General features: G+C 73.2%; 21 protein-coding genes and 1 pseudogene. 11 read left to right on the top strand and 11 right to left on the bottom strand.

Going from position 1 to position 22,766, the window contains the following annotated elements; translation table 11 throughout:
- Nucleotides 1-4 precede the first annotated feature (4 nt).
- The 4 genes from PV341_RS17180 to PV341_RS17165 all read left to right on the top strand — a co-directional run bounded on the left by PV341_RS17180 (nucleotide 5) and on the right by PV341_RS17165 (nucleotide 4,657).
- Nucleotides 5-1,591 carry a sugar ABC transporter ATP-binding protein gene (locus PV341_RS17180; RefSeq protein ID WP_500358276.1) on the top strand — a complete coding sequence of 529 codons (1,587 nt, stop codon included), beginning with the start codon at nucleotides 5-7 and terminating at the stop codon, nucleotides 1,589-1,591.
- Entirely contained in the window at nucleotides 1,584-2,552 is a 969-nt protein-coding gene (locus PV341_RS17175) for an ABC transporter permease (protein ID WP_500323524.1), read from the top strand. The genes PV341_RS17180 and PV341_RS17175 overlap by 8 nt, the downstream gene beginning before the upstream one ends.
- On the top strand, nucleotides 2,549-3,577 hold the full coding sequence (locus PV341_RS17170; protein ID WP_500323522.1) for an ABC transporter permease: 1,029 nt from the start codon (nucleotides 2,549-2,551) through the stop codon (nucleotides 3,575-3,577). The genes PV341_RS17175 and PV341_RS17170 overlap by 4 nt, the downstream gene beginning before the upstream one ends.
- Nucleotides 3,578-3,640: 63 nt before the next feature.
- Nucleotides 3,641-4,657, top strand: coding sequence for a LacI family DNA-binding transcriptional regulator (locus PV341_RS17165; RefSeq protein ID WP_500358273.1), 1,017 nt, complete (start codon nucleotides 3,641-3,643; stop codon nucleotides 4,655-4,657).
- On the opposite strand, the gene PV341_RS17160 is transcribed toward PV341_RS17165, so the two are convergent.
- Nucleotides 4,651-4,785, bottom strand: coding sequence for a hypothetical protein (locus PV341_RS17160; RefSeq protein ID WP_500323519.1), 135 nt, complete (start codon nucleotides 4,783-4,785; stop codon nucleotides 4,651-4,653). The genes PV341_RS17165 and PV341_RS17160 overlap by 7 nt on opposite strands.
- Nucleotides 4,786-5,046: 261 nt before the next feature.
- On the opposite strand from PV341_RS17160, the pseudogene PV341_RS17155 reads away from it, so the two are divergent.
- Nucleotides 5,047-5,241 (top strand): annotated as a pseudogene (locus tag PV341_RS17155) (ATP-binding protein); the annotation flags it as partial.
- 10 nt (nucleotides 5,242-5,251) lie between these two features.
- On the opposite strand, the gene PV341_RS17150 reads toward PV341_RS17155, so the two are convergent.
- Entirely contained in the window at nucleotides 5,252-5,674 is a 423-nt protein-coding gene (locus PV341_RS17150; RefSeq protein ID WP_500323518.1) for a transposase, read from the bottom strand.
- Nucleotides 5,675-5,792: 118 nt separating this feature from the next.
- Between PV341_RS17150 and PV341_RS17145 the strand changes: the two genes are divergently transcribed.
- On the top strand, nucleotides 5,793-6,554 hold the full coding sequence (locus PV341_RS17145) for an SDR family NAD(P)-dependent oxidoreductase (RefSeq protein ID WP_500323517.1): 762 nt from the start codon (nucleotides 5,793-5,795) through the stop codon (nucleotides 6,552-6,554).
- Between the two features lie 19 nt (nucleotides 6,555-6,573).
- Here PV341_RS17145 and PV341_RS17140 read toward each other — a convergent pair whose 3' ends face one another.
- Both PV341_RS17140 and PV341_RS17135 read right to left on the bottom strand, forming a co-directional pair.
- Nucleotides 6,574-7,155 carry a TetR/AcrR family transcriptional regulator gene (locus tag PV341_RS17140; protein WP_500323516.1) on the bottom strand — a complete coding sequence of 194 codons (582 nt, stop codon included), beginning with the start codon at nucleotides 7,153-7,155 and terminating at the stop codon, nucleotides 6,574-6,576.
- 395 nt (nucleotides 7,156-7,550) lie between these two features.
- A complete protein-coding gene (locus PV341_RS17135; RefSeq protein WP_500323514.1) occupies nucleotides 7,551-8,291 on the bottom strand; it encodes a hypothetical protein in 741 nt (246 codons plus the stop codon).
- 482 nt (nucleotides 8,292-8,773) lie between these two features.
- Between PV341_RS17135 and PV341_RS17130 the strand changes: the two genes are divergently transcribed.
- Both PV341_RS17130 and PV341_RS17125 read left to right on the top strand, forming a co-directional pair.
- Entirely contained in the window at nucleotides 8,774-9,343 is a 570-nt protein-coding gene (locus PV341_RS17130; protein ID WP_500358272.1) for a TetR/AcrR family transcriptional regulator, read from the top strand.
- A gap of 74 nt (nucleotides 9,344-9,417) precedes the next feature.
- Complete coding sequence (locus tag PV341_RS17125; protein ID WP_500323511.1) at nucleotides 9,418-10,596, top strand: GDSL-type esterase/lipase family protein; 1,179 nt, start codon at nucleotides 9,418-9,420, stop codon at nucleotides 10,594-10,596.
- A 454-nt stretch (nucleotides 10,597-11,050) separates the two neighbouring features.
- Here the strand turns inward: PV341_RS17125 and PV341_RS17120 are convergent, their stop codons facing one another.
- Together PV341_RS17120 and PV341_RS17115 are read right to left on the bottom strand one after the other, a co-directional pair.
- Complete coding sequence (locus tag PV341_RS17120; RefSeq protein WP_500358270.1) at nucleotides 11,051-11,881, bottom strand: hypothetical protein; 831 nt, start codon at nucleotides 11,879-11,881, stop codon at nucleotides 11,051-11,053.
- Between the two features lie 18 nt (nucleotides 11,882-11,899).
- Nucleotides 11,900-13,225, bottom strand: a complete 1,326-nt coding sequence (locus tag PV341_RS17115; protein ID WP_500323509.1) for an MFS transporter — start codon at nucleotides 13,223-13,225, stop codon at nucleotides 11,900-11,902.
- A gap of 84 nt (nucleotides 13,226-13,309) precedes the next feature.
- On the opposite strand from PV341_RS17115, the gene PV341_RS17110 reads away from it, so the two are divergent.
- A complete protein-coding gene (locus PV341_RS17110; RefSeq protein ID WP_500323508.1) occupies nucleotides 13,310-13,657 on the top strand; it encodes an ArsR/SmtB family transcription factor in 348 nt (115 codons plus the stop codon).
- Nucleotides 13,658-13,666: 9 nt separating this feature from the next.
- Here the strand turns inward: PV341_RS17110 and PV341_RS17105 are convergent, their stop codons facing one another.
- The 3 genes from PV341_RS17105 to PV341_RS17095 all read right to left on the bottom strand — a co-directional run bounded on the left by PV341_RS17105 (nucleotide 13,667) and on the right by PV341_RS17095 (nucleotide 17,768).
- On the bottom strand, nucleotides 13,667-15,553 hold the full coding sequence (locus PV341_RS17105; RefSeq protein WP_500358268.1) for an FHA domain-containing protein: 1,887 nt from the start codon (nucleotides 15,551-15,553) through the stop codon (nucleotides 13,667-13,669).
- 158 nt (nucleotides 15,554-15,711) lie between these two features.
- Complete coding sequence (locus PV341_RS17100; protein ID WP_500323506.1) at nucleotides 15,712-16,545, bottom strand: S1 RNA-binding domain-containing protein; 834 nt, start codon at nucleotides 16,543-16,545, stop codon at nucleotides 15,712-15,714.
- A gap of 392 nt (nucleotides 16,546-16,937) precedes the next feature.
- Nucleotides 16,938-17,768: an EamA family transporter gene (locus PV341_RS17095; RefSeq protein WP_500358274.1), complete on the bottom strand. Its 831-nt coding sequence runs from the start codon at nucleotides 17,766-17,768 to the stop codon at nucleotides 16,938-16,940.
- 184 nt (nucleotides 17,769-17,952) lie between these two features.
- Between PV341_RS17095 and PV341_RS17090 the strand changes: the two genes are divergently transcribed.
- Both PV341_RS17090 and PV341_RS17085 read left to right on the top strand, forming a co-directional pair.
- A complete protein-coding gene (locus PV341_RS17090) occupies nucleotides 17,953-18,843 on the top strand; it encodes a LysR family transcriptional regulator (RefSeq protein WP_500323505.1) in 891 nt (296 codons plus the stop codon).
- A 276-nt stretch (nucleotides 18,844-19,119) separates the two neighbouring features.
- Entirely contained in the window at nucleotides 19,120-19,320 is a 201-nt protein-coding gene (locus tag PV341_RS17085; protein WP_500323504.1) for a hypothetical protein, read from the top strand.
- Nucleotides 19,321-19,415: 95 nt separating this feature from the next.
- Here PV341_RS17085 and PV341_RS17080 read toward each other — a convergent pair whose 3' ends face one another.
- Entirely contained in the window at nucleotides 19,416-21,311 is a 1,896-nt protein-coding gene (locus PV341_RS17080) for a LamG-like jellyroll fold domain-containing protein (protein WP_500323503.1), read from the bottom strand.
- A gap of 173 nt (nucleotides 21,312-21,484) precedes the next feature.
- On the bottom strand, nucleotides 21,485-22,699 hold the full coding sequence (locus PV341_RS17075; protein WP_500323502.1) for a PP2C family protein-serine/threonine phosphatase: 1,215 nt from the start codon (nucleotides 22,697-22,699) through the stop codon (nucleotides 21,485-21,487).
- Between the last annotated feature and the right edge of the window lie 67 nt (nucleotides 22,700-22,766).

Here is a 22,766-nt window from a genome sequence, read left to right as displayed (position 1 = left end):
GGCGGTGGGGCCGCCCGGCCCGGGCGGCCCCACCGCCCCCGCGGTGCTGGAGGCCGTCGGCATCGGCAAGCGCTTCCCCGGTGTGGTGGCGCTCGACGACGTCTCCTTCACCCTGCGCCGGGGCGAGATCCACGCGCTCGTCGGCGAGAACGGCGCCGGCAAGTCCACCCTCATCAAGGTCCTCACCGCAGTGCACCGCCCGGACGCCGGCGAGGTACGGCTCGACGGCCGCGCGGTCGCCTTCGCGCGGCCCTCCGAAGCCCAGCACGCCGGGGTCACCACGATCTACCAGGAGGTCAACCTCGTCCCGCTGATGAGCGTGGCGCGGAACATCTTCCTGGGCCGCGAGCCCAAGAACCGCCTCGGTCTGATCGACTTCCCGCGGATGCACCGGGAGGCGGCCGCGCTGCTCGCGGGCTTCGGCGTCACCGCCGACGTCCGCCGCCCGCTCGGCAGCCTCGGGGTGGGCACCCAGCAGATGGTGGCGCTGGCCCGCGCGGTGTCGGTGCGGGCCAAGGTCGTCGTGATGGACGAGCCGACCTCGGCGCTGGAGCCGCGCGAGGTCGAGACGCTCTTCCGGGTCATCGGCGACCTCCACGACCGGGGCATCTCCGTCCTGTACGTCAGCCACCGGCTCGAGGAGCTGTACCGGATCTGCGACCGGGTCACGGTGCTCCGCGACGGGCGCCTGGTGCACACCGGCGACCTCGCGGACCTGGACCGGATGCAGCTGGTCGCGATGATGCTGGGCCGCGAGGTCTCCGAGGTGCGCCGGCACGGGCGGACCGGCTTCGGCGAGGACCACCACCCCGACCGCAAGGCGGTGCTCACCGCCGCCGGGCTGAGCCGGCGTCACGTCCTGGACGACATCTCGCTGGAGCTGCACCCCGGCGAGGTGCTGGGCCTGGCGGGGCTGCTGGGCTCGGGGCGCAGCGAGACCGCCAAGGCGCTGGCCGGGGCGCTGCCGCTGGACTCGGGATCGGTGACGGTCGCCGGGAAGCGGCTGGGCCGCCCCTCCCCCGCCGCCGCGATCCGCGCGGGCATCAGCCTGCTGCCCGAGGACCGCAAGGCGGAGGGCATCGTCCCGGGGCTGTCGGTGCGCGAGAACATCGTGCTGGCCGCCATGCCCCGGCTGTCCCGGGCCGGCGTCGTCTCACGGGCCCGCCAGGACCGCGTGGTCGAGATCTTCATGGAGCGCCTGCGGATCAAGGCCTCGGGACCCGAGCAGAAGGTCGGCGAGCTCTCCGGCGGCAACCAGCAGAAGGTGCTGCTGGCCCGCTGGCTCTGCCTGGAGCCGAAGGTGCTCCTCCTCGACGAGCCGACGCGCGGCATCGACGTGGGCGCCAAGGCCGAGGTGCAGGCGCTGGTGGACGAACTGGCCCAGGAGGGACTGGCGGTGCTGCTGATCTCCTCCGACATCGAGGAACTCGTGGAGGGCGCCGACCGCCTCGTGGTGCTGCGCGGCGGCGCCGTGGCCGGCGAACTGACCGGCGAGCAGGTCGGCGAGGGGGACCTCCTGGGGGTCCTCGCGGCCCACGCGCCCGCCGTCCGGGACGCCGCCGCGGCCGGGGAGGTGCGGCACGATGGCTGAGCTCTCCCCGGCCGTGCAGCGGGGCCCGGTCGGGCTCCCCTCCCCCGCCTGGTTCCAGGCGTACGGGGTGTACGCGGCGGTGGCCGTGCTGGTCCTGTTCAACGCCGTCTTCACCGACCACTTCCTGACCGCGGCCAACCTGCGCACCCAGCTCGTCCAGGTGGCCCCGGTGGTCATCGTGGCGCTGGGCATGGCGCTGGTGATCGGCACGGAGGGGGTGGACCTGTCGGTGGGGTCCGTCATGGCCCTCGCCGCGGCCCTGCTGCCGCTGTACCTGGGGTACGGACTGCTGTCCGCGCTGCTCATGGCGCTCGCCGCCGGGGCGGTGGTGGGCGCGGTCAACGGCACCTTGGTCGCGGTGGTGGGTCTGCAGCCCATCGTGGCCACCCTCGCGCTGTTCGTGGGCGGCCGGGGCCTGGCCCTGGTCCTCGCCGACGGGCAGCTCAAGCAGATCGCCAACCCGGGTCTGCTGGGCCTGGGCACCGACGACGTCCTGGGCGTCCCCGTGGTCGTGCTGATCGCCGGGGTGCTCGCCCTGCTGGTCGCCGGGGTCGTGCACCGCACCACCTTCGGCCGCCAGTTGGTCGCGATCGGCGGCAACCGCGCGGCCGCCGGGCTGGCCGGGCTGCCGGTGAAGCGGGTGCTGATCGGCGTGTACGTGGTGTGCGGGGTGCTCGCGGCCCTGTCCGGGGTGCTGGCCACCGCCCGTCTGACGGCCAGTGACCCGTCCACGCTGGGCACCCTGATGGAACTGTCCGCGATCACCGCGGTGGTGGTCGGCGGGACCCCGCTCACCGGCGGCTCCGTGCGCGTCCTGGGCACGGTCTGCGGAGCGCTGCTGATGCAGCTGCTGCGGGCCACCCTGGTCAAGCACGACCTCCCCGACTCCACCGCGCAGATGGCCCAGGCCGTCATCATCCTCGTCGCCGTCTACGTCGCCCGGGAGCGTCGATCCCGATGAAGTCACTCATCACGCCCCGCTCCGCCGGGGCGACGCCGGAGCCGCCCGCCGTGGCGGCGGCCCGTGCCGGGGACCGGCGGCGGCTGGCCGTGCTGGTGCAGCGGCAGGGCGTGCTCGCCGTCCTCCTGCTGCTGGTGCTGGTCTCCTCCTTCGTCTTCCCGTCCTTCGGAACCCTCGCCAACGCGCAGAACGTCACCGTCCAGGCCTCCTTCCTGGCGATCGTGGCGCTCGGCATGACCCTCGTCGTCATCACCGGCGGCATCGACCTGTCGGTCGGCTCGGTCTTCGCACTCGGCGGTGTCCTCGCGGCGTGGGCCTCGCAGTACGGGATGCTGCCGGCGCTGCTGCTGCCGCTCGCGGTGTGCGGTCTGCTCGGCACCGTGCACGGTCTGCTGATCGCGCGGGCGGGGATGGCCCCGTTCATCGTCACCTTGGCGGGGCTGCTGGCCGCCCGGGGACTGCTGCTGGCCCTGACCGACGAGGGCGCCGACACCTACCTGGTACCGCACGGTTCGGCCTTCGCCGAACTCGGGCAGGGCACGGTGGCCGGGTTCGGCCTCCCGGTCCTGGTCGCGCTGGTGCTGTTCGCCGTCGGCGGGCTGGTGCTCCAGCGGACCTCCTTCGGGCAGTCGCTGTTCGCGGTGGGCGGCAGCCCGGACGCGGCCACGCTGATGGGCCTGCCGGTGGCCAGGACCCGCGTGCTGGTGTACACGATCAGCGCACTGCTCGCGGGGTTCGCGGGTGCCCTGAACGCCGCCCGGCTCTCCTCGGGCGTGACCATCATCGGCGTCGGCATGGAGCTGGACGCCATCGCCGCGGTCGTGATCGGCGGCACCCTGCTGATCGGCGGTGCGGGATCGGTCAGCGGCACCCTGTGGGGCGTCCTGGTCCTGGCGGTGATCCAGAACCTCATCAACCAGATCGGCTCCCTCAATTCCTCGTACCAATCGGTGGTCAGCGGCGGCTTCCTTATCGTGGTGGTCGTGGCCCAGCGGTATCTCGCGCGGGGACCGCGCACCACATGACCGTGCCGGTGCCGGTGGACCGCGCGCGGCCCTCCGGCACCGGCCCAACCCGGAGGGAGCGCCGTGGGCGTCAGCCTCAAGGACGTCGCGCAGCGCGCGGGAGTGTCCATCAAGACCGTCTCGAACGTCGTGAACGGCTACCCGCACGTCACACCCGCGATGCGCGCGCGGGTCCAGCAGGCGATCGACGAACTGGGCTACCGGCCCAACCTCACCGCCCGGCACCTGCGCAAGGGCCGCACCGGCATCATCGCGCTGGCCCTGCCCGAGCTCGGCAACCCGTACTTCGCCGAGCTGGCCGGCGCCGTCATCGACGCCGCCGCACGCCACGACTACACCGTGCTGCTCGACCACACCGCGGGCGAACGGCGCAAGGAGATCCTGGTGACCCAGGGCTTCCGCACCCATGTGATCGACGGGCTGATCCTCTCGCCGATCGAACTGGAGGCGTCGGACCTGCTCGCCCGGGACGACAGTTCACCCCTGGTGCTCCTCGGGGAGCGCGAGTACGACGCCCCGTACGACCACATCGTGATCGACAACGTGGCCGCGGCGCGCAGCGCGGTGCGGCACCTGGCGGGGACGGGACGCCGGCGGATCGCCTTCATCGGCGCCCGCAGCGAGGTCGCCCGGCAGCCCGCGCACCTGAGACTGCGCGGCTGGCGCGAGGAGCTGGCCGCCTGCGGGCTCCCGCACGGCGACGACCTCGTCGCGACCGCCTCCGGGTACGGCCGGGCCGACGGCGCCCAGGCGATGACCGACCTGCTGGACCGCGGGGCGCTGCCGGACGCGGTCTTCGCCTACAACGACCTCCAGGCCATAGGGGCCCTGCGGGTGCTCGTCACCCGGGGGCTGCGTGTGCCGGAGGACGTCGCGCTCGTGGGTTTCGACGACATCGAGGAGGGGCGCTACGGCACGATCACCCTGACCACGATCTCGCCGGACAAGAAGGCCATCGCCCGCCAGGCCGTCGACTGCCTCGTGCAGCGCCTGACCGGCCCGCCGGACGCCCCGCCGCGCCGCGTGCGCCCCGGGTTCGACCTGGTCGTCCGCGAGTCCACCCTGGGCCGCGGTCACTGACCCGCCGTGCGCGCCGCGCGGGCCGGCTCGGCGTCGTACTGTCCGGCGTCGAAGTGCAGTTCCGGCGGGGGCCGCGTGAACGGCCCCCGCCAGGCGGTCCACTCCACGACGGCGCCGCTGCGGCGCACGTGGACCGACAGGTGACCGCAGCAGCCGCCGGTGCACTCGGGTTCCCCCAGCTCGACGCGACCGCCTACGACGGTGGCGGCCAGCGGGCCCGGCCGGCCCGGCAGCGCCCACGCCGCGAACGGACCGCGCCCGCCCGGTCCGAGCAGTTCCGCGACCAGGTCCTCCCCGTCGACCAGCAGCCGCAACCGGGCGACGGCGTACCGGCCGTCCGGCGGCAGCACCTCCAGCCCGAGCCGGTTGAACATCGGCCGTCCGCTCCCCCCGGCCTGGTATCGACCCTCACCGAACCCTTCCAGCGCGGAACGGTACGCGTACGCACCGACGAGCACGCCGGCGTCGGCCTCGGCCTGGCCATCGTGCAGAGCATCGTCCGCGCCCACGACGGGACCCTCGACCTGGCCCCCCGCCCCGCCGGCGGTCTCCTCGTCACCATTCGGCTTCCCGGCACGCCGTAGGGCCCGGCGGTCACACCGTCCCGGCGTCCGAGCCCGTGATCGTCCGGCTCGGCGAGGAGACCGCCGGGTGGCTCCATCCGGAGCTCCCCCTCCTCCTCGCCCTGGCGGCGCGCTGATGCGCCCGGCGGTCGGCGGAGTCGGCGTCGAGGTCCCACGTGATCAGATCCGTCGCCTCCGCCCGCTCCTGGAGCTGGGTGAAGATCCGCTGCCACGTCCCGTCCCGCTGCCAGCGGTGGAACAGGTCGTACACCCGGGCCCACGATCCGTACTGCCCTGGCACGTCCCGCCAGGGGACCCCGGTGCGGACCCGGAACCGTATGCCGTCGATCAGTTGCCGCCGGGTCCATATCGGCGGCCGACCGGCCTTCTTGCCCTTCGGCAGCAACGGCTCCAGCACAGCCCACTGCTCGTCCGTCAGATCTCCACGCGCCACGAACCAAGATCATCTCATACCTTTTCTTTACCAACCGTTCGTTCCAGATTGTGTTAGCCTCCGATGACAGGCGGGACCGAGCCCGCGGAAACCCCCTCGACACACGCATGGAGCGCACATGTCCCACCGTCTGGAATCCAAGGTCGTCATCGTCACCGGAGGAACATCGGGGATGGGCGCCGCCTTCGCCCGGCGCGCCGCGTCCGAGGGCGCGACCGTCGTGATCGGCGCGCGCGACAAGGCCCGCGGCGAGGCGACCGTGGCCGGGATCGAGGCCGCGGGCGGCCGCGCATCCTTCCTGCCGACGGACGTCACCGCCGAGGACGACGTCGCCCGTCTCGTCGACTACGCGGTGACCGAGTTCGGCGGCCTGCACGGGGCGTTCAACAACGCCGGCGGCGGCGACAACCAGCGCACCTTCGGCACCACCGACGCGGCCTTCTGGCACCACATGATCGCCACCAACCTGACCAGCGTCTTCTACAGCCTCAAGCACGAACTCCCGGCGATCGCCGCTTCGGGAGGCGGGTCGATCGTGAACAACGCCTCGACGGCGGCCGTGGTCGGCGACGCGGGCATGCCGGCCTACGTGGCCGCCAAGCACGGCGTGGTGGGCCTGACCCGCTCCGCGGCGCTGGACTCGGCCAAGGCGGGCGTCCGCGTCAACGCGCTGGTCACCGGGCTGATCGACACCCCGCTGTGGCGTGCCGCCGTCCAGGCCTACCCCGGGATCGAGGACCGGTTCCTGGAGCGGATCCCCGCCGGACGGGCGGGCGCGGAGGCGGACGTGGCCGCCTTCGCCGCCTTCCTGCTCAGCGACGAGAGCAGCTTCGTCAACGGCGCCGCGCTCGCGATCGACGGCGGCTTCACCGCGCAGTGAGCGGCCCGGCGGGCTCGGGTCAGCCGAGGGCGTCCAAGGCGGCGTCGACGACGGCCGTCAGCGCCTCCCGGTCGGGATTGACGGCCCCCATGACCCGCAGGCCGTGCATCGTGACGACGAGGTACCGGGCGAGGTCCCGCGCGTCGCGCTTGCCGGACACCTGGCCGTCCGCCTGCGCCTCCGCGACGACCTGGGCCAGCGCATCCTCCAGCAGCGCGGTCGTCGACTCCACGTGCGTGGCGACCCGAGGATCGTGCGCGACGCGCTCCATGGCCGCGCCGACGATCAGACAGGCCCGCCGGCTGCCGTCGCGCGCGATCTCGTCGACCGCCGCGACCAGGACCTCGCGCAGCAACTCCCGGCCGGGCGCCCCGGCCCGCAGGGCCTCGACCAGGGGCAGGGCGTACCTCTCCCGGTAGCGGTCCATGGCCGCCAGGTACAGCCCCTCCTTGCTGCCGAAGGCCGCGTACAGCGAACCGCGCCCCACGCCGGTGGCGTCGACCAGGTCCTGCACCGACGTGCCCTCGTAGCCCTTGCTGCGGAAGGCGTTCATCGCGGCCTCCACGGCCCTGTCGGTGTCGAACTCCCTCACGCGTGCCATGAGCCGGAGTATACGCCTATCAGGAACGAACGGTCCAGTTTCTGCACGGACCGCGCCGACCGCCGGAGCGCACGGGCCACCCGGGGCACCCCTGCCGCCCGGGGCGGTGCTCGCCCTGTACACCGACGGTCTCGTCGGGACACCGGGCGCCGACATCGAGGACGGCATCGCCGCTCGCCGGGCGCCTCGCACGCGCCGGGGCAGGGGCCGGGGCCGGGGACGAACTCGCCGACGCCCTCGTCCAGCACGCCGAGCAGTCCGCCGCCCGCAGTGACGACGTCGCCCTGTTGCTCATCCAGGCGCGGCGGAACGGCGGTTGACACCGCCCGGGGCATCACCGGCCGGCTCGCTCAGGTGATGCCCCGGGTCCCTCCCGGCGGGAGGAGTGACGGCCTTCAGCCGACGCGCCGGGCCCTGACGCCGCTGGCCTCGAAGTCGTAGACGTACCGGTTGATCCGGAGGCCGTCGACCGCGCCGACCCAGATGTTGTCGCGGCCCTTGCCGACGGCGACGGTGTAGACGGTGGCCTGCGGGAGCGCGTTCTTCAGCGTCGTGAAGTTGCACGGGCTGGACTGGGTGCACAGGGGCGCGAGTTCGTTGCCCGACAGGAACCACTCGCCGCTCACGGTGGTGGCGTCGAGGAACCCGCTCCACTGGTTCACCGGCGCGACGGCGGGCGGGACCCACACCATGGTGGAGTAGGTGTCGCCGGCCGTCAGCCTCGGATTGATCTCGATCCTGATGTTCGGCAGGTTCCGTGTGCCGCCGTAGCCGACGTTCTCCTGGGTCTGGAAGACGTGGAACCCGAGCGCGGTCAGGTCACGGACGCGGCTGCCGTAGAAGTCGACCTCGTTGCCGAAGTCGACCTTCTCGCTGGGGGGACTCAGCGTGGTGGACTCGTTCGCCACCGCGATTCCGAGGCTGCCGTTGCCGTAGGGCGGCCTGGAGGGGGATCCCGTCACACCGTACGAGCCGAACGGGCCCTCCCTGAGGTCGGCGACGGGGGAACCGATCGTGTTGCGGGCGATGACGCCCCAGTGGCCGGAGTCTATGGTGCCTCCGGAGTGTCCGTCCGCGACGGCGGACACCGATCCCGTGAGGGCCGAGGTGACGATCGTGGCGAGCGCAACGGCCACGAGCGTCCTTCCCCGGCTCAAGCCAAGACGAGCCTTCACAGCCCATTCCTTCCGGGTAGCCGAAGGGCCCGCTGCGCCGCCCGTGCCGGTGCGCCGCGCGGCGCACGGCAGCGCGGCACGACACGGCGGCCGCCGAGTCGTGACCCTTCGCGTTTCAGCAGAACTTGGTGAGTGGTGGTGGATCGTGCAGGGGATGCGTACGAGGTCACTGCCTCCCGTACGACAGGAGTCGTTCCCGGGGGAGTTGACCTCGACGTCGTGGGCGAGGCGGACGGTCATGCGACGGCCGGAGCCGCCCACGAGTCCCCTGGTCCCAGCCGAACCCGAAATGCACATGACGACCGTTACATGCGGTGACGTGGGCCGCATCCTGGGTGGGCCGTTCGTAGCGGAGCGTGCGCACCTTGGGTTCCCAATGCTAGGCGTTTGCCTAATCAGTTTAGGTATGCGCATAATCGCTTACGGAGGAAGGGAGCCACACCGTGCCACGCGTAGGACTCACCGCGGAACGCCTGACCCGGGCGGGGGCGGAACTCGCCGACGAGGTCGGCTTCGTCCAGGTGACCGTCTCGGCGCTCGCCGAGCGGTTCGGCGTCAAGGTCGCGAGCCTGTACTCGCACGTCAGGAACTCGCAGGACCTGAAGACCCGGATCGCCCTGCTCGCCCTGGAGGAACTCGCCGACCGGGCGGCCGAGGCCCTCGCCGGCCGCGCGGGCAAGGACGCCCTGGTCGCCTTCGCGAACGTGTACCGCGCGTACGCCCGGGAGCACCCCGGCCGCTACGCGGCGGCGCAGCTGAGGCTCGACCCGCAGACGGCCGCCGCCAGCGCCGGCGTCCGGCACGCCCAGATGACGCGGGCCATCCTGCGCGGCTACGACCTCCCGGAACCGGACCAGACGCACGCCGTCCGTCTCCTGGGCAGCGTCTTCCACGGCTACGTCAGCCTCGAACTGGCGGGGGGCTTCGACCACACACCCGTCGCCGCCGAGGAGTCGTGGTCGTGGGCCTTGGACTCCCTGGACGCCCTGCTGCGGCAGCGGTCGACGTCCTGAGGGCGCGCCCCGGCACCTCCCACCGAACGGACGGGCACCCAGCCCACGGACAGCCATCGGACAGGCAACGCACCATGCACACGCACCGGAACCTGATCACCACCCCCGTCACCGAGGAACTGCTGCGCGGTGCCCTCGACGTGGAGCGCACCCGCCACGGGCTGCTCCCGCACCGCCTGCCCGCCGCGGCGCGCCGGCAGATCCCCGACGGGCAACTGGCCGTGGCGGAGGCCCAGCCGTCCGGCGTGCGGCTGGTGTTCCGCACCCGGGCCACCACGGTCGAACTGGACACGCTGCCCACCAAACGGGTCTACCGGGGCTTCGCGGCCCCGCCGGACGGCGTCTACGACCTGCTGGCCGACGGGCGTCTCGCCGCCCAGGCCACCGTGGCCGGCGGCAACGTCCGCGAGATCGTCGACATGGTCACCCAAGCCGCCGAGCTGCGGGAGGGGCCGCCCGGCACGGCCCGGTTCGGCGAACTGCCCCCGGGGGACAAGGACGTCGAGATCTGGCTCCCGCACTCGGAGATCACCGAGCTGATCGCCCTGCGCACCGACGCCCCCGTCGAGCCGCCCGCGCCGCGGGGCCGCAAGGTGTGGCTGCACCACGGCAGTTCCATCAGCCACGGCTCCAACGCCGCGCACCCGACCGGCATCTGGCCCGCACTGGCAGCCGCCGCAGGCGGAGTGGAGCTGGTCAACCTGGGGTTCAGCGGCAGCGCGCTGCTCGACCCGTTCACCGCCCGCGCGATGCGCGACACTCCGGCGGACCTGCTCAGCCTCAAGATCGGCATCAACATCGTCAACACCGACGCGATGCGGCTGCGCGCCTTCACCCCGGCGGTGCACGGCTTCCTCGACATCGTCCGCGAGGGCCATCCCACGGCACCGCTGCTGGTCGTCTCCCCCATCCTGTGCCCCGTCCAGGAGGACACCCCGGGCCCGCTCGCCCCGGACTTCGAGGGCGGCAGGCTGCGCTTCAAGGCCACCGGAGACCCGGCGGAACGCGCCGCGGGCCGGCTGACCCTCAACGTCATCCGCGAGGAGCTGGCCCGGATCGTCGCACAGCGGGCGGCCGACGACCCCAACCTCCACCACCTCGACGGGCGCGCGCTCTACGGTGCGGCCGACTACGCCGAACTGCCGCTGCCCGACGAGGTCCACCCCGATCCCGCGGGACACCGGCGCATCGGCGGGAACTTCGCCCGGCTGGTGTTCGCGGGCACCGGCCCCTTCGCCTCGGCGAGTCGCTGACCCGCAGCAACTCAGCTGCGGGTCAGCGGCCCTGTTCATCGGCTCGCCGCATCACGGCATGAGATCCATCGATCTGCTTCACCTCATGCGCGGATCCACCATGGCAGCGCACCTCAGGTCGCCCCCCGCGGAGTTCCGGCAGGCAGTACGGCGTGTCGCGCGGAGGACACATGCCGCTGCGGTACACCGTGGAGGACATCGACCTCGGCGAGGGCGTGCTGATCCGCCGCGGGCGGCCGCGACCCGCGCAGGCACCCTGACGACGTGGACGCCTTCGACGTCCGCCGGCGCGACAAGGACCACGTCGCGTTCGGCCACGGCGTCCACCGTTGCGTCGGCGAACCACTGGAACGGCTGGAGGCGGAGGCCGCCCTCCCCGACCTGTTCGGGCGCTTCCCCGGCCTGCGGCCGGCGGTGCCGCTGGAGGACCTGCGGCCCCTGCCCGCGTTCGTCTTCAACGGGAGGACGGAGCTTCCTGTCCACCTCGAGAGCGGGCCCGGCGCGGTCCGCGCGGTCCCCGGCGCACGCGGGCCCGTGGCGACGGTTCCCAGCGCAGGCGGACTCCGGTGAGGCGGGCGATGGCCCGCAGGTGCGGGCCGGTGTTGCCGACGTACCAGATCCGCCGGTCCGCGTGCGGCCACGCGTAGGCCGGGACGCCGTCGTCCAGCAGGGTGGCCAGCCGGGGTTGTTCCAGCGAGGCGGCCGAGAACGCGTAGAGCTCGGACAGCCGCGGGGCGATCACCCCGGAGTCCAGCATGCGGGCGAGGGCGTGTTCGTCGAGGACGGTGTCCTCGACGGGTGTGCTGACCGGGTATTCGGGCGGGAAGGACCGGCCCAGGTCGAGGTACATCTGGACGGCCCGGTGCCGGGGGTCGGCCATGAGCGGGCCGAACGCGGCCAGCGGGCCGAGCGCGAGCCGGGGCCGCGTGAGCATCGCGTGCGTGAACAGGACGCGCAGCAGCGCGACGTTCATCATGAACCGCTCCACCTTCAGCTCGGCGGCGGCCAGTTCCTCGTGCTGCAGGTAGCCGGCGACGATGCTGGCGTTGTGCGCGCGGTACCAGCGTCGGGGTTCCGGCGTGCGGATGAAGTCCAGCCAGAACTCGACGCTGCGGGCACCTGGGGTGCCCGCGGCTCCGGCGGACAGCAGCTGGGCCTCGGTCTTGTCGCGCAGCAACCGTTCGTTGACGGCCCGCCACCAGGGGCTGCCGGGTGGCAAGGCGGTCTCCGGCGCCAGTACGCCGCGGCCCAGCGACCATCGCCCGTGACCTGCGACGACAGGCACTGGCGGGCCGCTCCGCGGTCAGACGTCCGCCGGGGACCCGGGCCCGCGGGCCGGACCGGAGACCGCGGCGGTCACGGCGGTCGCGGTCAGCCGGCGGGTGGCGGCGGCCGGCTCCTGCGCGGGCGGGGCCGCCGCCGGCACCACGACGGGGGGCCTGCGGACGACGGCTCCCGAAACGACCGCCAGCAGCGCGAGCACGACCACCCCGGCGCCGTACACCGTCGCCGTGGCGTGCAGACCGAAGGACGGCACGGCGAGCCCGGCCAGTACGGCGGGAACGCTCAGGGCCAGGTAGCTCACGACGTAGACCGAGGCGAACAGTTCCGCCCGCTCGGTGGGCCGGGCCAGTGCCGCCAGGGAGCGGAAGGCACCCAGGAAGGCGGCGCCGAAGCCGAACCCGGCGAGGCCGGTCCCGAGGAAGAACAGCGCCGTCGAGGGCCCGGCGAGGGCGAGCAGCGTGAGTCCGGTGCCCACGGCGAGAACCGCCGAGCCGCCGGTCATCATCCGCCGCGGCGTCACGTCGCGCACCACCAGCGAGGCGACGGCCGCCACGCCGAAGAGGGTGGTCACCACCAGGCCGCCGACCAGATGGCTGCCGATGTGCAGCACCCCGGCGGTCAGGGAGGGGCCGAGCGCGAGGTAGAGACCGCCCATCGCCCAGGTGGCGACGAGGCAGGGCGTCGCCGCCAGGAAGGTCCGGCGGGCCTGGACCGGCACGGCCGCCCGGGGCCGCAGCGAGGCCCAGGCCCCCGGGCGCGGCGAGACGGGGTCGGGCAGGAACAGCACCAGCGCCGCCAGCACCACGAACACGGCGGTCAGCACGACGAAGACCAGCCGCGTGGGGGCCGGGGCGTACTGCACCAGCAGACCCGCACCCAGCGCCCCGGCGGCCAGCCCGGTGGCCGGCGCCACGGTGTTCAGCAGGGAGCCGAGGGGCGAGGTGGGCGAGGGCTGCAGGTCGATCAGCCCCGCGCTGATGGCGCCGGCTGCCGCGCCCGTCGCCACGCCCTGCAGGATGCGGGCCAGGAACAGCGGTCCGACGCCGTCCGCGGTGAGGAACACGACCATGGCCGCGGCCTCGACAACCAGCGCCGCCAGGAGCACCGGCCGCCGGCCGACGTGGTCGGACAGCCCTCCGACGGTGAGCAGCGCCACCAGCAGCGCCAGTACGTAGACCGCGAAGACCGTGGTGAGCACGATCGGCGAGAAGCCCCATTGGTGCTGGTAGACCACGTAGAGCGGGGAGGGCGCACTGGAGGCGGCCAGGAAGGCGAGCAGGGTGGCGGCCAGCAGCCAGAAGCCGGCCGGACGCGGCATCCGCCTCGCGGTGCGCTGGGTGTGCATATCGGTACTCCCGAACGGTTCCAAAAATATCGAACCATTCGAGAGTAAGCACACACGCGCCGATTGTTCAACTATTATCGAACCATGACTGGAGCCCCCCGGGAGCTGCCGCACCCCGACGCCGCGGACCTGGTGCTGACCGACGTGCTCTTCGCCCTGAGCGACCCCTCACGGCTGGAGCTGGTGCGCCGGCTGGCCGACCGTCCCCTGGAGGGGTCGGCCTGCCAGCCCGTCAACGGGGAGATCCCCAAGTCCACGCTCTCCCACCACCTCAAGACGCTCCGCGAGGCCGGCGTCGTCCGCAACGACCCGCACGGCCGGCAGCGCCTGGTCAGCCTGCGCCGCGAGGACCTGGAGCGCCGCTTCCCCGGGTTGATCACCGCCGTCCTCGACGAGCCGGGCGCCGCACCGCCCGGGCCGGTCGGGTCCTGACCGGGCGGCTCAGCCGGCCACCGGGGCCGTGCGCGACGCGGGCCGTGCGTCCCGGTAGAAGATGTCGATGTCGACCTCCTCGCCGCCGACGGTGACGGTGTCCCACGGACCGCTGTCCCGCAGGGTGCGCAGCGTCTCGCTCCCCAGGGTCTCCAGGTGCTCCCGCAGGGTGGCGTCGTCCGGCATCCCGGCGATGCGCGGGGCGAGCCGTTCCCGGATCACGCGGAGCTGCTCCATGAGGGCGTCCAGGTCGGCCTCGCGGTCCGGCTTCCCGGCGGCGGACTCCTCGATGCTCCGCGCGATCTTGTCCTTGATCGCCTGGCCCACCCCGTTCTCGTCCGTGGTGATCATCGCGTTCCAGGCGCGGCTCTTGTGCCGGTACTGGAGCATCGACATCGCCGCCTCGTGCCGTACGAAGTCCGCGTCGCGCAACGGCCTGCCGCGCCAGGTGCCGCTGAGCGTACGGGCGAGCGAGACCGCCGAGGCCAGGCCGCTGTTCAGGCCGCGCCCGGGCCAGAAGTGGATGGCGTTGGCGGCGTCCCCGAGCAGGAACCCGTACGTCCCCGGGGTGGCCGCGGTCGCCGGGTGGAGGCGGGCCGTGAAACGCGGCCGCTGCACCATGTCCAGGCGGAAGGCGGTGATCGCGGTCAGGTCCTGCTCGTCGACGTCGAAGAGCGTCAGGCCCTCCTTGACGCGCTGCCAGAGCGCCGAACCCTTGATGAGGGCGGGCAGGAAGAACGTGCTGTGGGTGGAGCAGTGGAAGTCCCCGTGCCCGTCGCGGCTCATCACGCAGGGGCGGGAGGCGATGCACTGCTCGAAGACCTGCCGCACGGGGTCGATCCCGACGACCTCCTGCGCCTCGGCGTCGGTCAGGCGCATGTTCAGGAAGCCCTCGCCGCGCAGGGAGTTGAGGAGGAACCGATTCTGCGCGACGGTCAGCAGGACCGTCATGGGGTCGGAGAGCCCCGACTTCACGCGCAGGCCCAGCACCACGTCCTGGAGGTGCTCGCCGTCCAGCGAGTAGATGGACGTGTCGGCGGTCCCGAACCTGGCGGCGAAGTGCTCGCGCGTGCGGGACCGGCCGCCCTCGCAGATCGCCAGGACGTGGTCCTGGCTCGACTCCTGCCGCTCGGCCGCGTCGAACCGGGCGGGCACCAGGCGGATGCGGTCGCGCTTGGCGTTGGCGAGGTCCAGCAGCGTGTCCTCGACGTAGGCGATGCGTATGTTGCGCGGGTTGAAACCGCGGATCGAGTCGGGCCCCGCGGGCCACATCTCGGTGTACGTGCCCTCCGTGAACAGCCGGGCCTGCACTTCCTCGGGCAGGTTCAGGTACTGCCGGCTCTGCACCGTCACGACCTGCTGCCGGCGGACGTTGCCCTGCCCCTCGTCCTTCCAGACGACGCGGTCCCCGTCCTGCGCCCAGCGGGCGTCGTAGATGGTGACGCAGACCCGCCGGCCCATCAGGTTCTCCAGCAGCAGGGCGAACGCCAGCCCCACCGGGCCGCCGCCCGCCACCGTCACCTTCAGCACCGGCCCGGGTTCCTCCGGTTCCGCCGGCGGCATCAGCGCCTCCAGCAGGGAGAGGTCCAGGATGGTCTCCATCGCGTCGGCGGCCTCGAAGCCGAAGGTCTCGTCGCCGATGGAGATCTCGTCGCCCGGCTGCAGCACGTGCGACGTCACGCGCTCCCCGTTGACCCGCGTCCCGTTGCTGCTCGCCCGGTCGTAGAGCACGAACCCGTGGCCCTCCCGGCGCACCTCCGCGTGCAGACGGGAGACGCTGACGCTGGCGATCACCACCGTGTTCCCGGCCTTGCGCCCGAACGTCAGGGGCTTGTCGCCGATCCCGAACCTCTCCCCTGCCAACGAGCCTCGACGCCCGACTATCTCAGGAGGCATTGGTCCCTCATCTCCACGTGTCAACGAACCCCGGGGGACGCACGCACAGTTGCTGGCTGCCCAACCCGCCCACCGTGGGAAACACCCCCGGCGCAAGACGGCGCGGAACCACCCCCCGCGCGGCCGTCACCTACGACCGCCGGGGTCGGCCGCCTCCGTCATCCGTCGGATTGACGGGCCCCGGGAACCCGCCGCCGGGACAGGTGGAGCCTGCGGCCCGGGCGGTCGACCTCGATGACGACGACGGTGATCCCGTCGCCCGTCCTGACGACCTCCTCCGGCGCCTCCACGGCCGTGTCCGCGAGCTCCCGGAGGTGCACCAGCCCCACGACCCCGTCGGCGACCTCGACGAAGGCACCGAACGGGACCAGCTTGGTGACCCGTCCGCGCAGCGTCCGGCCCACCTCCGTGCGGTCCGCGAACTCCCCGAAGGGGTCCGGCAGGGTGGCCCGCAGGGAGAGCCGGGCCTCCCCGTTCGTCGTGTCGAACTGGAGGAACTCACACGTGACGCGCTCTCCGACCCGGACGACCTCCGAAGGGTCCTCGAAGTGGCGCCAGGAGAGTTCGGGAAAGGTGATGAACCCCACGCCGGGGAAGACCGGGTGGCCCGGGCCCTCGTCCAGCGCCACGAACACCCCGAACCGCTCGATCGACGCGATCGTGCCGGTCATGCGCTCGCCCGGGTGCAACGACGCCAGGAACGCCCACAGTTCGGAGTGCGCGGTGGCTGCCGTCGACAGGAAGACCCTTGCCCTGTCCACGTCGACGGACAGCACCCGGGCGGTGATCCGTTGCCCGGGCTCGAGGTTGGGACGCCGGATCCAGGACGCGTCCAGCGACCCCACCGTCCCCAGCGGACGCCCCGGGAAACCGTCCAGCGTCACCGACACACCATGGCCGGTGACCTCCGCCGCCGTCCCGCCGCAGACGTCGCCCACGCGGATCCCGGCCAGGAACTTCCTGCAGGCCCGGTCGTCGGAAGATTCGCTCACGCGGGACAGTCTCACCCCGGGGTGGGGCAGTTGGCGAGCCAGTCCGCACGTTCGCCGCGGCCGCCTCCGCCGTCGCCGTCCACGAGGTAGGCCAGGCCTCGGAGAAGGTCGCGCCCAGGTGCCACAGGACGTTCGGGCCCCGCGGCGATGACGTGGCCGCCGGCCGCGAGGCAGCAGCGGAACCGGGACGACCACATCCCCCGGCGGGGTGTGGTCCTCCCCGCGATGCCGCCACGGCGTGGACGCCTCCTCGGCGGTGTCGACGCAGGCGTCGACGGGGTCCACGTGCAGGGAGGAACCGGGGCGACGAACCGGGGAGCTCCTGATCGTCAGCCCGCCGAACTCGGCCCGGACGGCGACCGCCGCGTCGTCGGGTGCGAACCCGGCGGCGGTCAGTTGGCGCCGCCAGTGCTCCGTGGCGACCGCGCGTCCGTGCCGACCGCGACCGCGTTCGCGGCGACGATCACGAACGTGGCGAGCCAGGCGGCCGGGTCGAGGTGCTGGTCGAGGACGACCAGGCCGACGAGCGCGGCGAAGACCGGGTTCACGCTCATGAAGACGCCGAAGAAGTGCGCCGGGACCCGGCGGAGCGCCAGCAGGTCGGACAGGAACGGTACGGCGGAGGAGAGAATCCCGGCGGTCACGGCGCAGGCCAGGGCGGTGAGGGTGGGCGGATGCCACCACAGGGCCAGCGCGCCGGCGGGGACGTAGGCGGCGCCGGAGACGGCAGCGGCGGCGGCCGGGCCCTGCAGTCCGGGCAGCCGTCCGCCGACGACGCGGTTGAGCGCGATGTAACAGGCCCAGCAGGCCGCGGCGAGCAGTGCGAGGCCGATGCCCGGGTAGTCGGTGGAGGGCTGGGGGCGGGTCAGGACGACCACCGCGGCCGCGACGGCCAGCGCGCACAGCACATGGGTGCGGCGGCGTGAGCCGATCAGGGCCACGGCCAGCGGCCCGAGGAACTCCAGGGTGACGGCGAGCCCCAGGCCGATGCGGTCGACGGCGGAGTACAGGGAGAGGTTCATCGCCGCGAACACCACCGCCAGGGCCAGGACCGGGCGCCACTGCGCGGCGGTGAAGGCGCCCATCCGGGGCCGGCCCGCCCCGCACAGCGCCGCCGCGGCCACCCACTGGCGGACCGCCACCACGCCCAGCGGCCCGATCACGGGGAACGCCAGGGCGGCGACGGACGCGCCGACCTGGTTGGACAGGCCGCTGCCCAGCATCAGCGCCACCCCGCCGAGGCGTCCCGCGGCCCCGGCCCCGGCCCCGGCCCCGGCCCCGGCCTGGGCCTGGGCCTGGGCGGCCGGCGCGAGGTCGCCGGAGGTCTCCATCGTCATGCGGACCACTGTCCCGCCGCGGGTGGCCATGCGCGAAATGCATACGACGCACCATCGATACGCTGGACGCATGGACGAGCATCGTGGAGGAGCCGCCGGACTCGAGCTGCGGCACCTGCGCTGCCTGGTCGCCATCCTCGACGCGGGCAGCTTCACCGACGCCGCCATCGACCTGGGGATCTCCCAGGCGGCGGTCTCCCGCAACCTGCTGGCGCTGGAGCGCGTCCTCGGGGTGCGACTGCTGCACCGCACCAGCCGTACGGTCGCCCCGACCACCGCGGGCGTGCAGGTCCTGGCCCGGGCCCGGGTCCTGCTGGGCGGTGCCGACGAACTCGTCAGGGAGGCCGCGACCGGTCACACCCGCCTGCACATCGGCCACGCCTGGTCCGCCTTCGGCCGCCGCACCACCGAGTTCCAGCGCGTCTGGCGGGACCGCCACCCCGGCGTGGAGCTCCAGCTCATCCGCCACAACACCCCCACCGCCGGTCTTGCCGAGGGCCTCTGCGACCTCGCGGTCGTCCGCGCCCCCATCGACCTGGACCGCTGGTCCCACGCGCTCATCGGTCACGAACCGCGCTACGTCGCCCTCGCCGCGGACGACCCCTGGGCGCGACGGCGCAGCGTCCGGCTCGCCGAGATCGCCGCCCGCACGCTGGTCGTCGACCGGCGGACGGGCACGACCAGCCCCGACCTGTGGCCCGAGGGCGACCGGCCGGCCGTCGAGCACACCCACGACATCGACGACTGGCTCGCCGCGATCGCCACCGGCCGCCGCGTCGGCGTCACCCCGCGGTCCACCTCCGCCCAGTACCGCCGCGACGGCATCGTCTACCGCCCGCTGCGGGACGCCGCCCCGGTGCCCGTGCGCCTCGTCTGGCGCCGCCACGACCCGCACCCGGCCACCCACGCCGCCGTCGCGCTGGCCATGGAGCTGTACCGGGCCGACGACCGCCGGACCTAGCCGGGCCGCGGGCCCCACAACCTGTGGCCAGGGGTCGTACCGCGTCATCCGTTCGGAGCATCGGGGCGTCGGGGCCGCGGCCCTCGTCGCGACCTCGCGGTGGCGGCGTGACCAGCAGTGGGACGGGCGGCGGCGGTTCACTCGATTTGCGTACGACACGTCCGGGAGGACGATAACGGACGGAGCCCGTTTCATCCGGTCCGGTCGGCGGACCAGCGTCCACCGACCGTTGTTCGCGCCACCGCCGGCGCGACGGCCGCACGGAAGGGAGCAGCCGTGTTGATATCCGCCGTGCTCGTCCCGCTGATCATGCTCGCCGCCGTCCTGGCGCCCAACTGGTACCAGGCGTGGAAGACGTACTGCGAATCGGTCAGGCTGCCCGTGTCCCCTCCGGAGGCTTCCGAAGCGGTGGACGACCGCCGGAGCCGGTGGTCCGCGGAACTCGCCCGGCTGCGGAGCCGCTGGACGCAGGACTGAGGGGCCGCGTCCTGCCTCGGTCCTGGTGCGCCGATGCGGTCCCGCCCGGGCTGAACCCGGGGCAGGACCGCGTCAGGCGGCAGGGGCGGGCGTGGTCACGCGCGGGGCGTCATGAACTCCGCCGGTGCCAGGGCGCGTTCGACGATGCGGGTGTCGCCGATCCAGCCGTAGAAGCCCTGCCCGAACTGCTCCGCGAACTGCGTCCCCCCGATGACGAAGGGCTTGCCCAGCGTCTCGATGCCGGTGGCCGGCTGGGACGGGTTGCGGGCGATCTTCGAGCCGTCGACGTACATCACCGTGCGACGGCCGTCGTTGACGACCGCGATGTGGGTCCAGCGGCCGACGGGCAGGGCGTGGCTCCACGAGGTCGGGTCGGCGTCCTGGACGTCCGGGTAGAGGACGAACTGCAGGAACCGCTCGGGCGTGACGTTGAGGCTGCACGTGGGCTCGTCGGTCGACCAGCCCGTGGTCTTCCCGGCGTCGCCGTTGCGGCCCTCCCAGCTGAGGATGCCCATCCAGGCGTGGTCGCCCTCGAAGGGCTCGGGCAGCCTGATGAAGGTCTCGATGGTGAAGCCCCTGCGGAACTTCATGCTGTTGAGCGGCGCCGTGGCCTTCGTGGTGAGGACCGCGCCCCGGTCGGGGCCCTTGCCGCCGTCGAACCGCAGGCTGGCGTGGGCCGGCTGGCCGGTGTGGTGCTCCGCCGACCAGGTGAGGACCTCGGCGGAGCTGTCGTGCAGGAGCCGCACCGCCAGGTCGTTGCCGTTGCCGCTCAGGTCGCGCGCCACGGTGCCCGCGGCGACGGTGGAACCGGGGCGGCCCGCGCCGGCCAGCCCCTCGGCGTCGAAACGCCAGTACGCCACCGTGCCCTTGGGTATCACGCGGTGCGCTGGACGGGGCTTCGGCGGGGTCACCTGGTCGAAGCCGCGGAAGCGCTCGGCGAAGTCGATCGCGAGGCTGAACCGGTCCACGTCGCCGGTCAGTTCGATGGTCTCCGCCTCCAGCGGCGTCCGCTTGGCGGGGTCGCGGGCGAGGAACCAGGGGGAGAAGGTCTCCACGTCGACGACGTTGCGCACCGTGTCGAAGGCGTAGAGCCGGACCATGCCGGCGCCGCCGTAGTAGCGGTCCTGGTAGTTGGTGATGTGGACGTGCACGTCGTGCCCGGCGTCGTTGGTGAGCACGGTCCGGCCGGGCGGCCAGTAGTGGCCGCCCAGCGCGAGGAAGATCTGGTCGTTGCCGCGGATGATGCGGTCCCACAGGCGCTGCCCGTTGTCGGACAGGTGCGCCTCGCCGTCGTCCTCGGCCCAGGCGATGTCGTGCGTGGTCAGGACGGCGGGCAGGGTCGGGTGGGCGTCGAGGACGCCCTGCGCCCACGCCAGGCCCTTGTCCGAGGCGCGCCAGTCCAGGGCGAGCACCAGCCACTCGCGGCCGGCCGCGCGCAGCACGTGGTAGCTGTTGTAGCCGTCGGGCGAGGAGCCGCCGAACGTCGGCATGGCGGTGAACCGCTCCGGCCCGAAGGCCCGCAGGTACGCGGTGTCGCCCCGCTGGTCGTCGGTGCCGCCGTTGATGTCGTGGTTGCCCGCGAGGACGCTGTAGGGGACCTTGCCGTGGATGGTGCGGAAGGTGTCGGCGGCGAGCTCGATCTCCTGCTCGGTGCCGTGCTCGGTGACGTCGCCGAGGTGGGTCATGAACGCGATGTTGACCTCCTCGCGCTCCGCCACCAGGTAGCGGAAGGTCGCCTTCAGCGGCTCGGGGTCGGCGCTGTCGGCGTCGAAGAGGTACTGCGTGTCGGGCAGCACCGCCAGGGCGAAGCGGGGGCTCTCCTCGTCGAAGCCGCGGTCCCGGGAGCCGGCCGTGCCGGGGACCTGGTGCCGGGGCGCGGCCTGCGCCGTGCCGGTGCCGAGGACCGACGCCGCGGCGCCCACCGCGGGCACCGCGACCGCCGCCTGCAGCAGCGATCGGCGTCCCGGGCTGGGATGGCGGGGATTGCTCATGTACGTCTCCGTGCTGGGGGGAACTGCTGTCAGCACGGATCGTGCGCGGCCCGGGCGAGGACCCGGCAAAGCGATCTTGAACATCCGGCGCCCTGAACTGGTCCGGACCACCAACTCGTCCTGGGATGCGAGCCCCGCTCCGGCCGTTCACGGCAGGTGGGCGGCTCGGCCTCTCAGAGGCGGACGACGACCACGGCCGTGTCGTCGGTGCCGGCGCTCAGGGCGATCAGGGTGTCCGCCAGGTCCTCGGGGCCCTGCCGGCGGTGTTCGGCGAGCCGGTCGGCGAGGCGCCGCAGGCCGAGGTCGATGTCCTCCCCGCGGCGTTCGATCAGCCCATCGGTGTACAGGACGAGGGTGGAGCCGTCCACGTAGGTGGTGGTGGCCTGGGGGCGGGGGGTGTGGTCGGAGGCGGCACCCAGCGGTGGGTCGGTCGCCCGGTCCAGGAAGCGCACGGTGCCGTCGGGGCCGGCCAGGGCCGGCGGCGGGTGGCCGGCACTGCTGTACGTGATGCGGTGGCCGGACCGGGCGACGACGGTCTGCACCGCGGTGGTCGACAGGGCCCCGTCGACGGAGCGGGCGTACAGGTCCAGCCCGTCGAGCGCCTTCGCTGGGCCGCCCACGACGCGGATCGCGGCACTGAGGGCGCTGCGCAGCTGACCCATGACCCCGGCGGCGGCCAGACCGTGACCGACGACGTCCCCGACCGCCACGGCGTCGTCGCCGGAGGGCAGTTCGGTCACGTCGTACCAGTCACCGCAGACGCCCAGGGCGTGGACCGCGGGCCGGTAGCGGACCGCTGCCCGGTGGTGGGCCAGTGCTTGCGGGGCGGGCAGCATCGCCTCCTGCAGGGCGAGGGCGACCTCGCGTTCGCGTGCGTGGGACTGGCGCAGCCGCTCGTTGACCTGCCGCAACTCGCGGGAGCGGGCGTACAGGTCGGCCTCCATCTGCAGCCGGCGGTCGTCGACGGCGGGACCGCCGGAGCGCACGAGGTCGGTGAGCTCGGCGAGCCGGTGCACGAGCAGGACCACGCGTCCCGCGGCGTCCAGGACGGGGGCGTTGATGGGGCTCCAGTAACGCTCGGCGAACTCCCCCGGCCGGGCCGGATCCTCGACGTCGTAGCGCAGGGGGCCGGCGGCGTCCGGGGCGCCGGTCTCCACCACCCGGCGCAACGACGCCTCCATGTCCCCGCGTCCGGCACCGTGCGGGTCGTCGGGGTTGTCGGGGTAGGCGTCGAAGACGTGACGGCCGACGAGCTGGTCCCGGCTACGGTCGAACAGCCGCCGGTAGGACGCGTTCGCGTCCACGATGACCAGCGCGAGGTCCAGCACCAGCATCGCGCTGGGTGACGCCTCGAAGACGGCCTGGTAGTCGATCCCCGGTCCTCTCACCGCGCTTCCCGCACCCGTTCCCGACCGGCCGGGCATCCCCGGTCCCTGCTCCCCCAGTATGCGCTCC

The organism is Streptomyces sp. PA03-1a (assembly GCF_033792805.1).
Taxonomy (GTDB): domain Bacteria; phylum Actinomycetota; class Actinomycetes; order Streptomycetales; family Streptomycetaceae; genus Actinacidiphila.
Note: the sequence above shows the minus strand (reverse complement) of the source record. Positions and strands in the feature narration are given on the sequence as shown.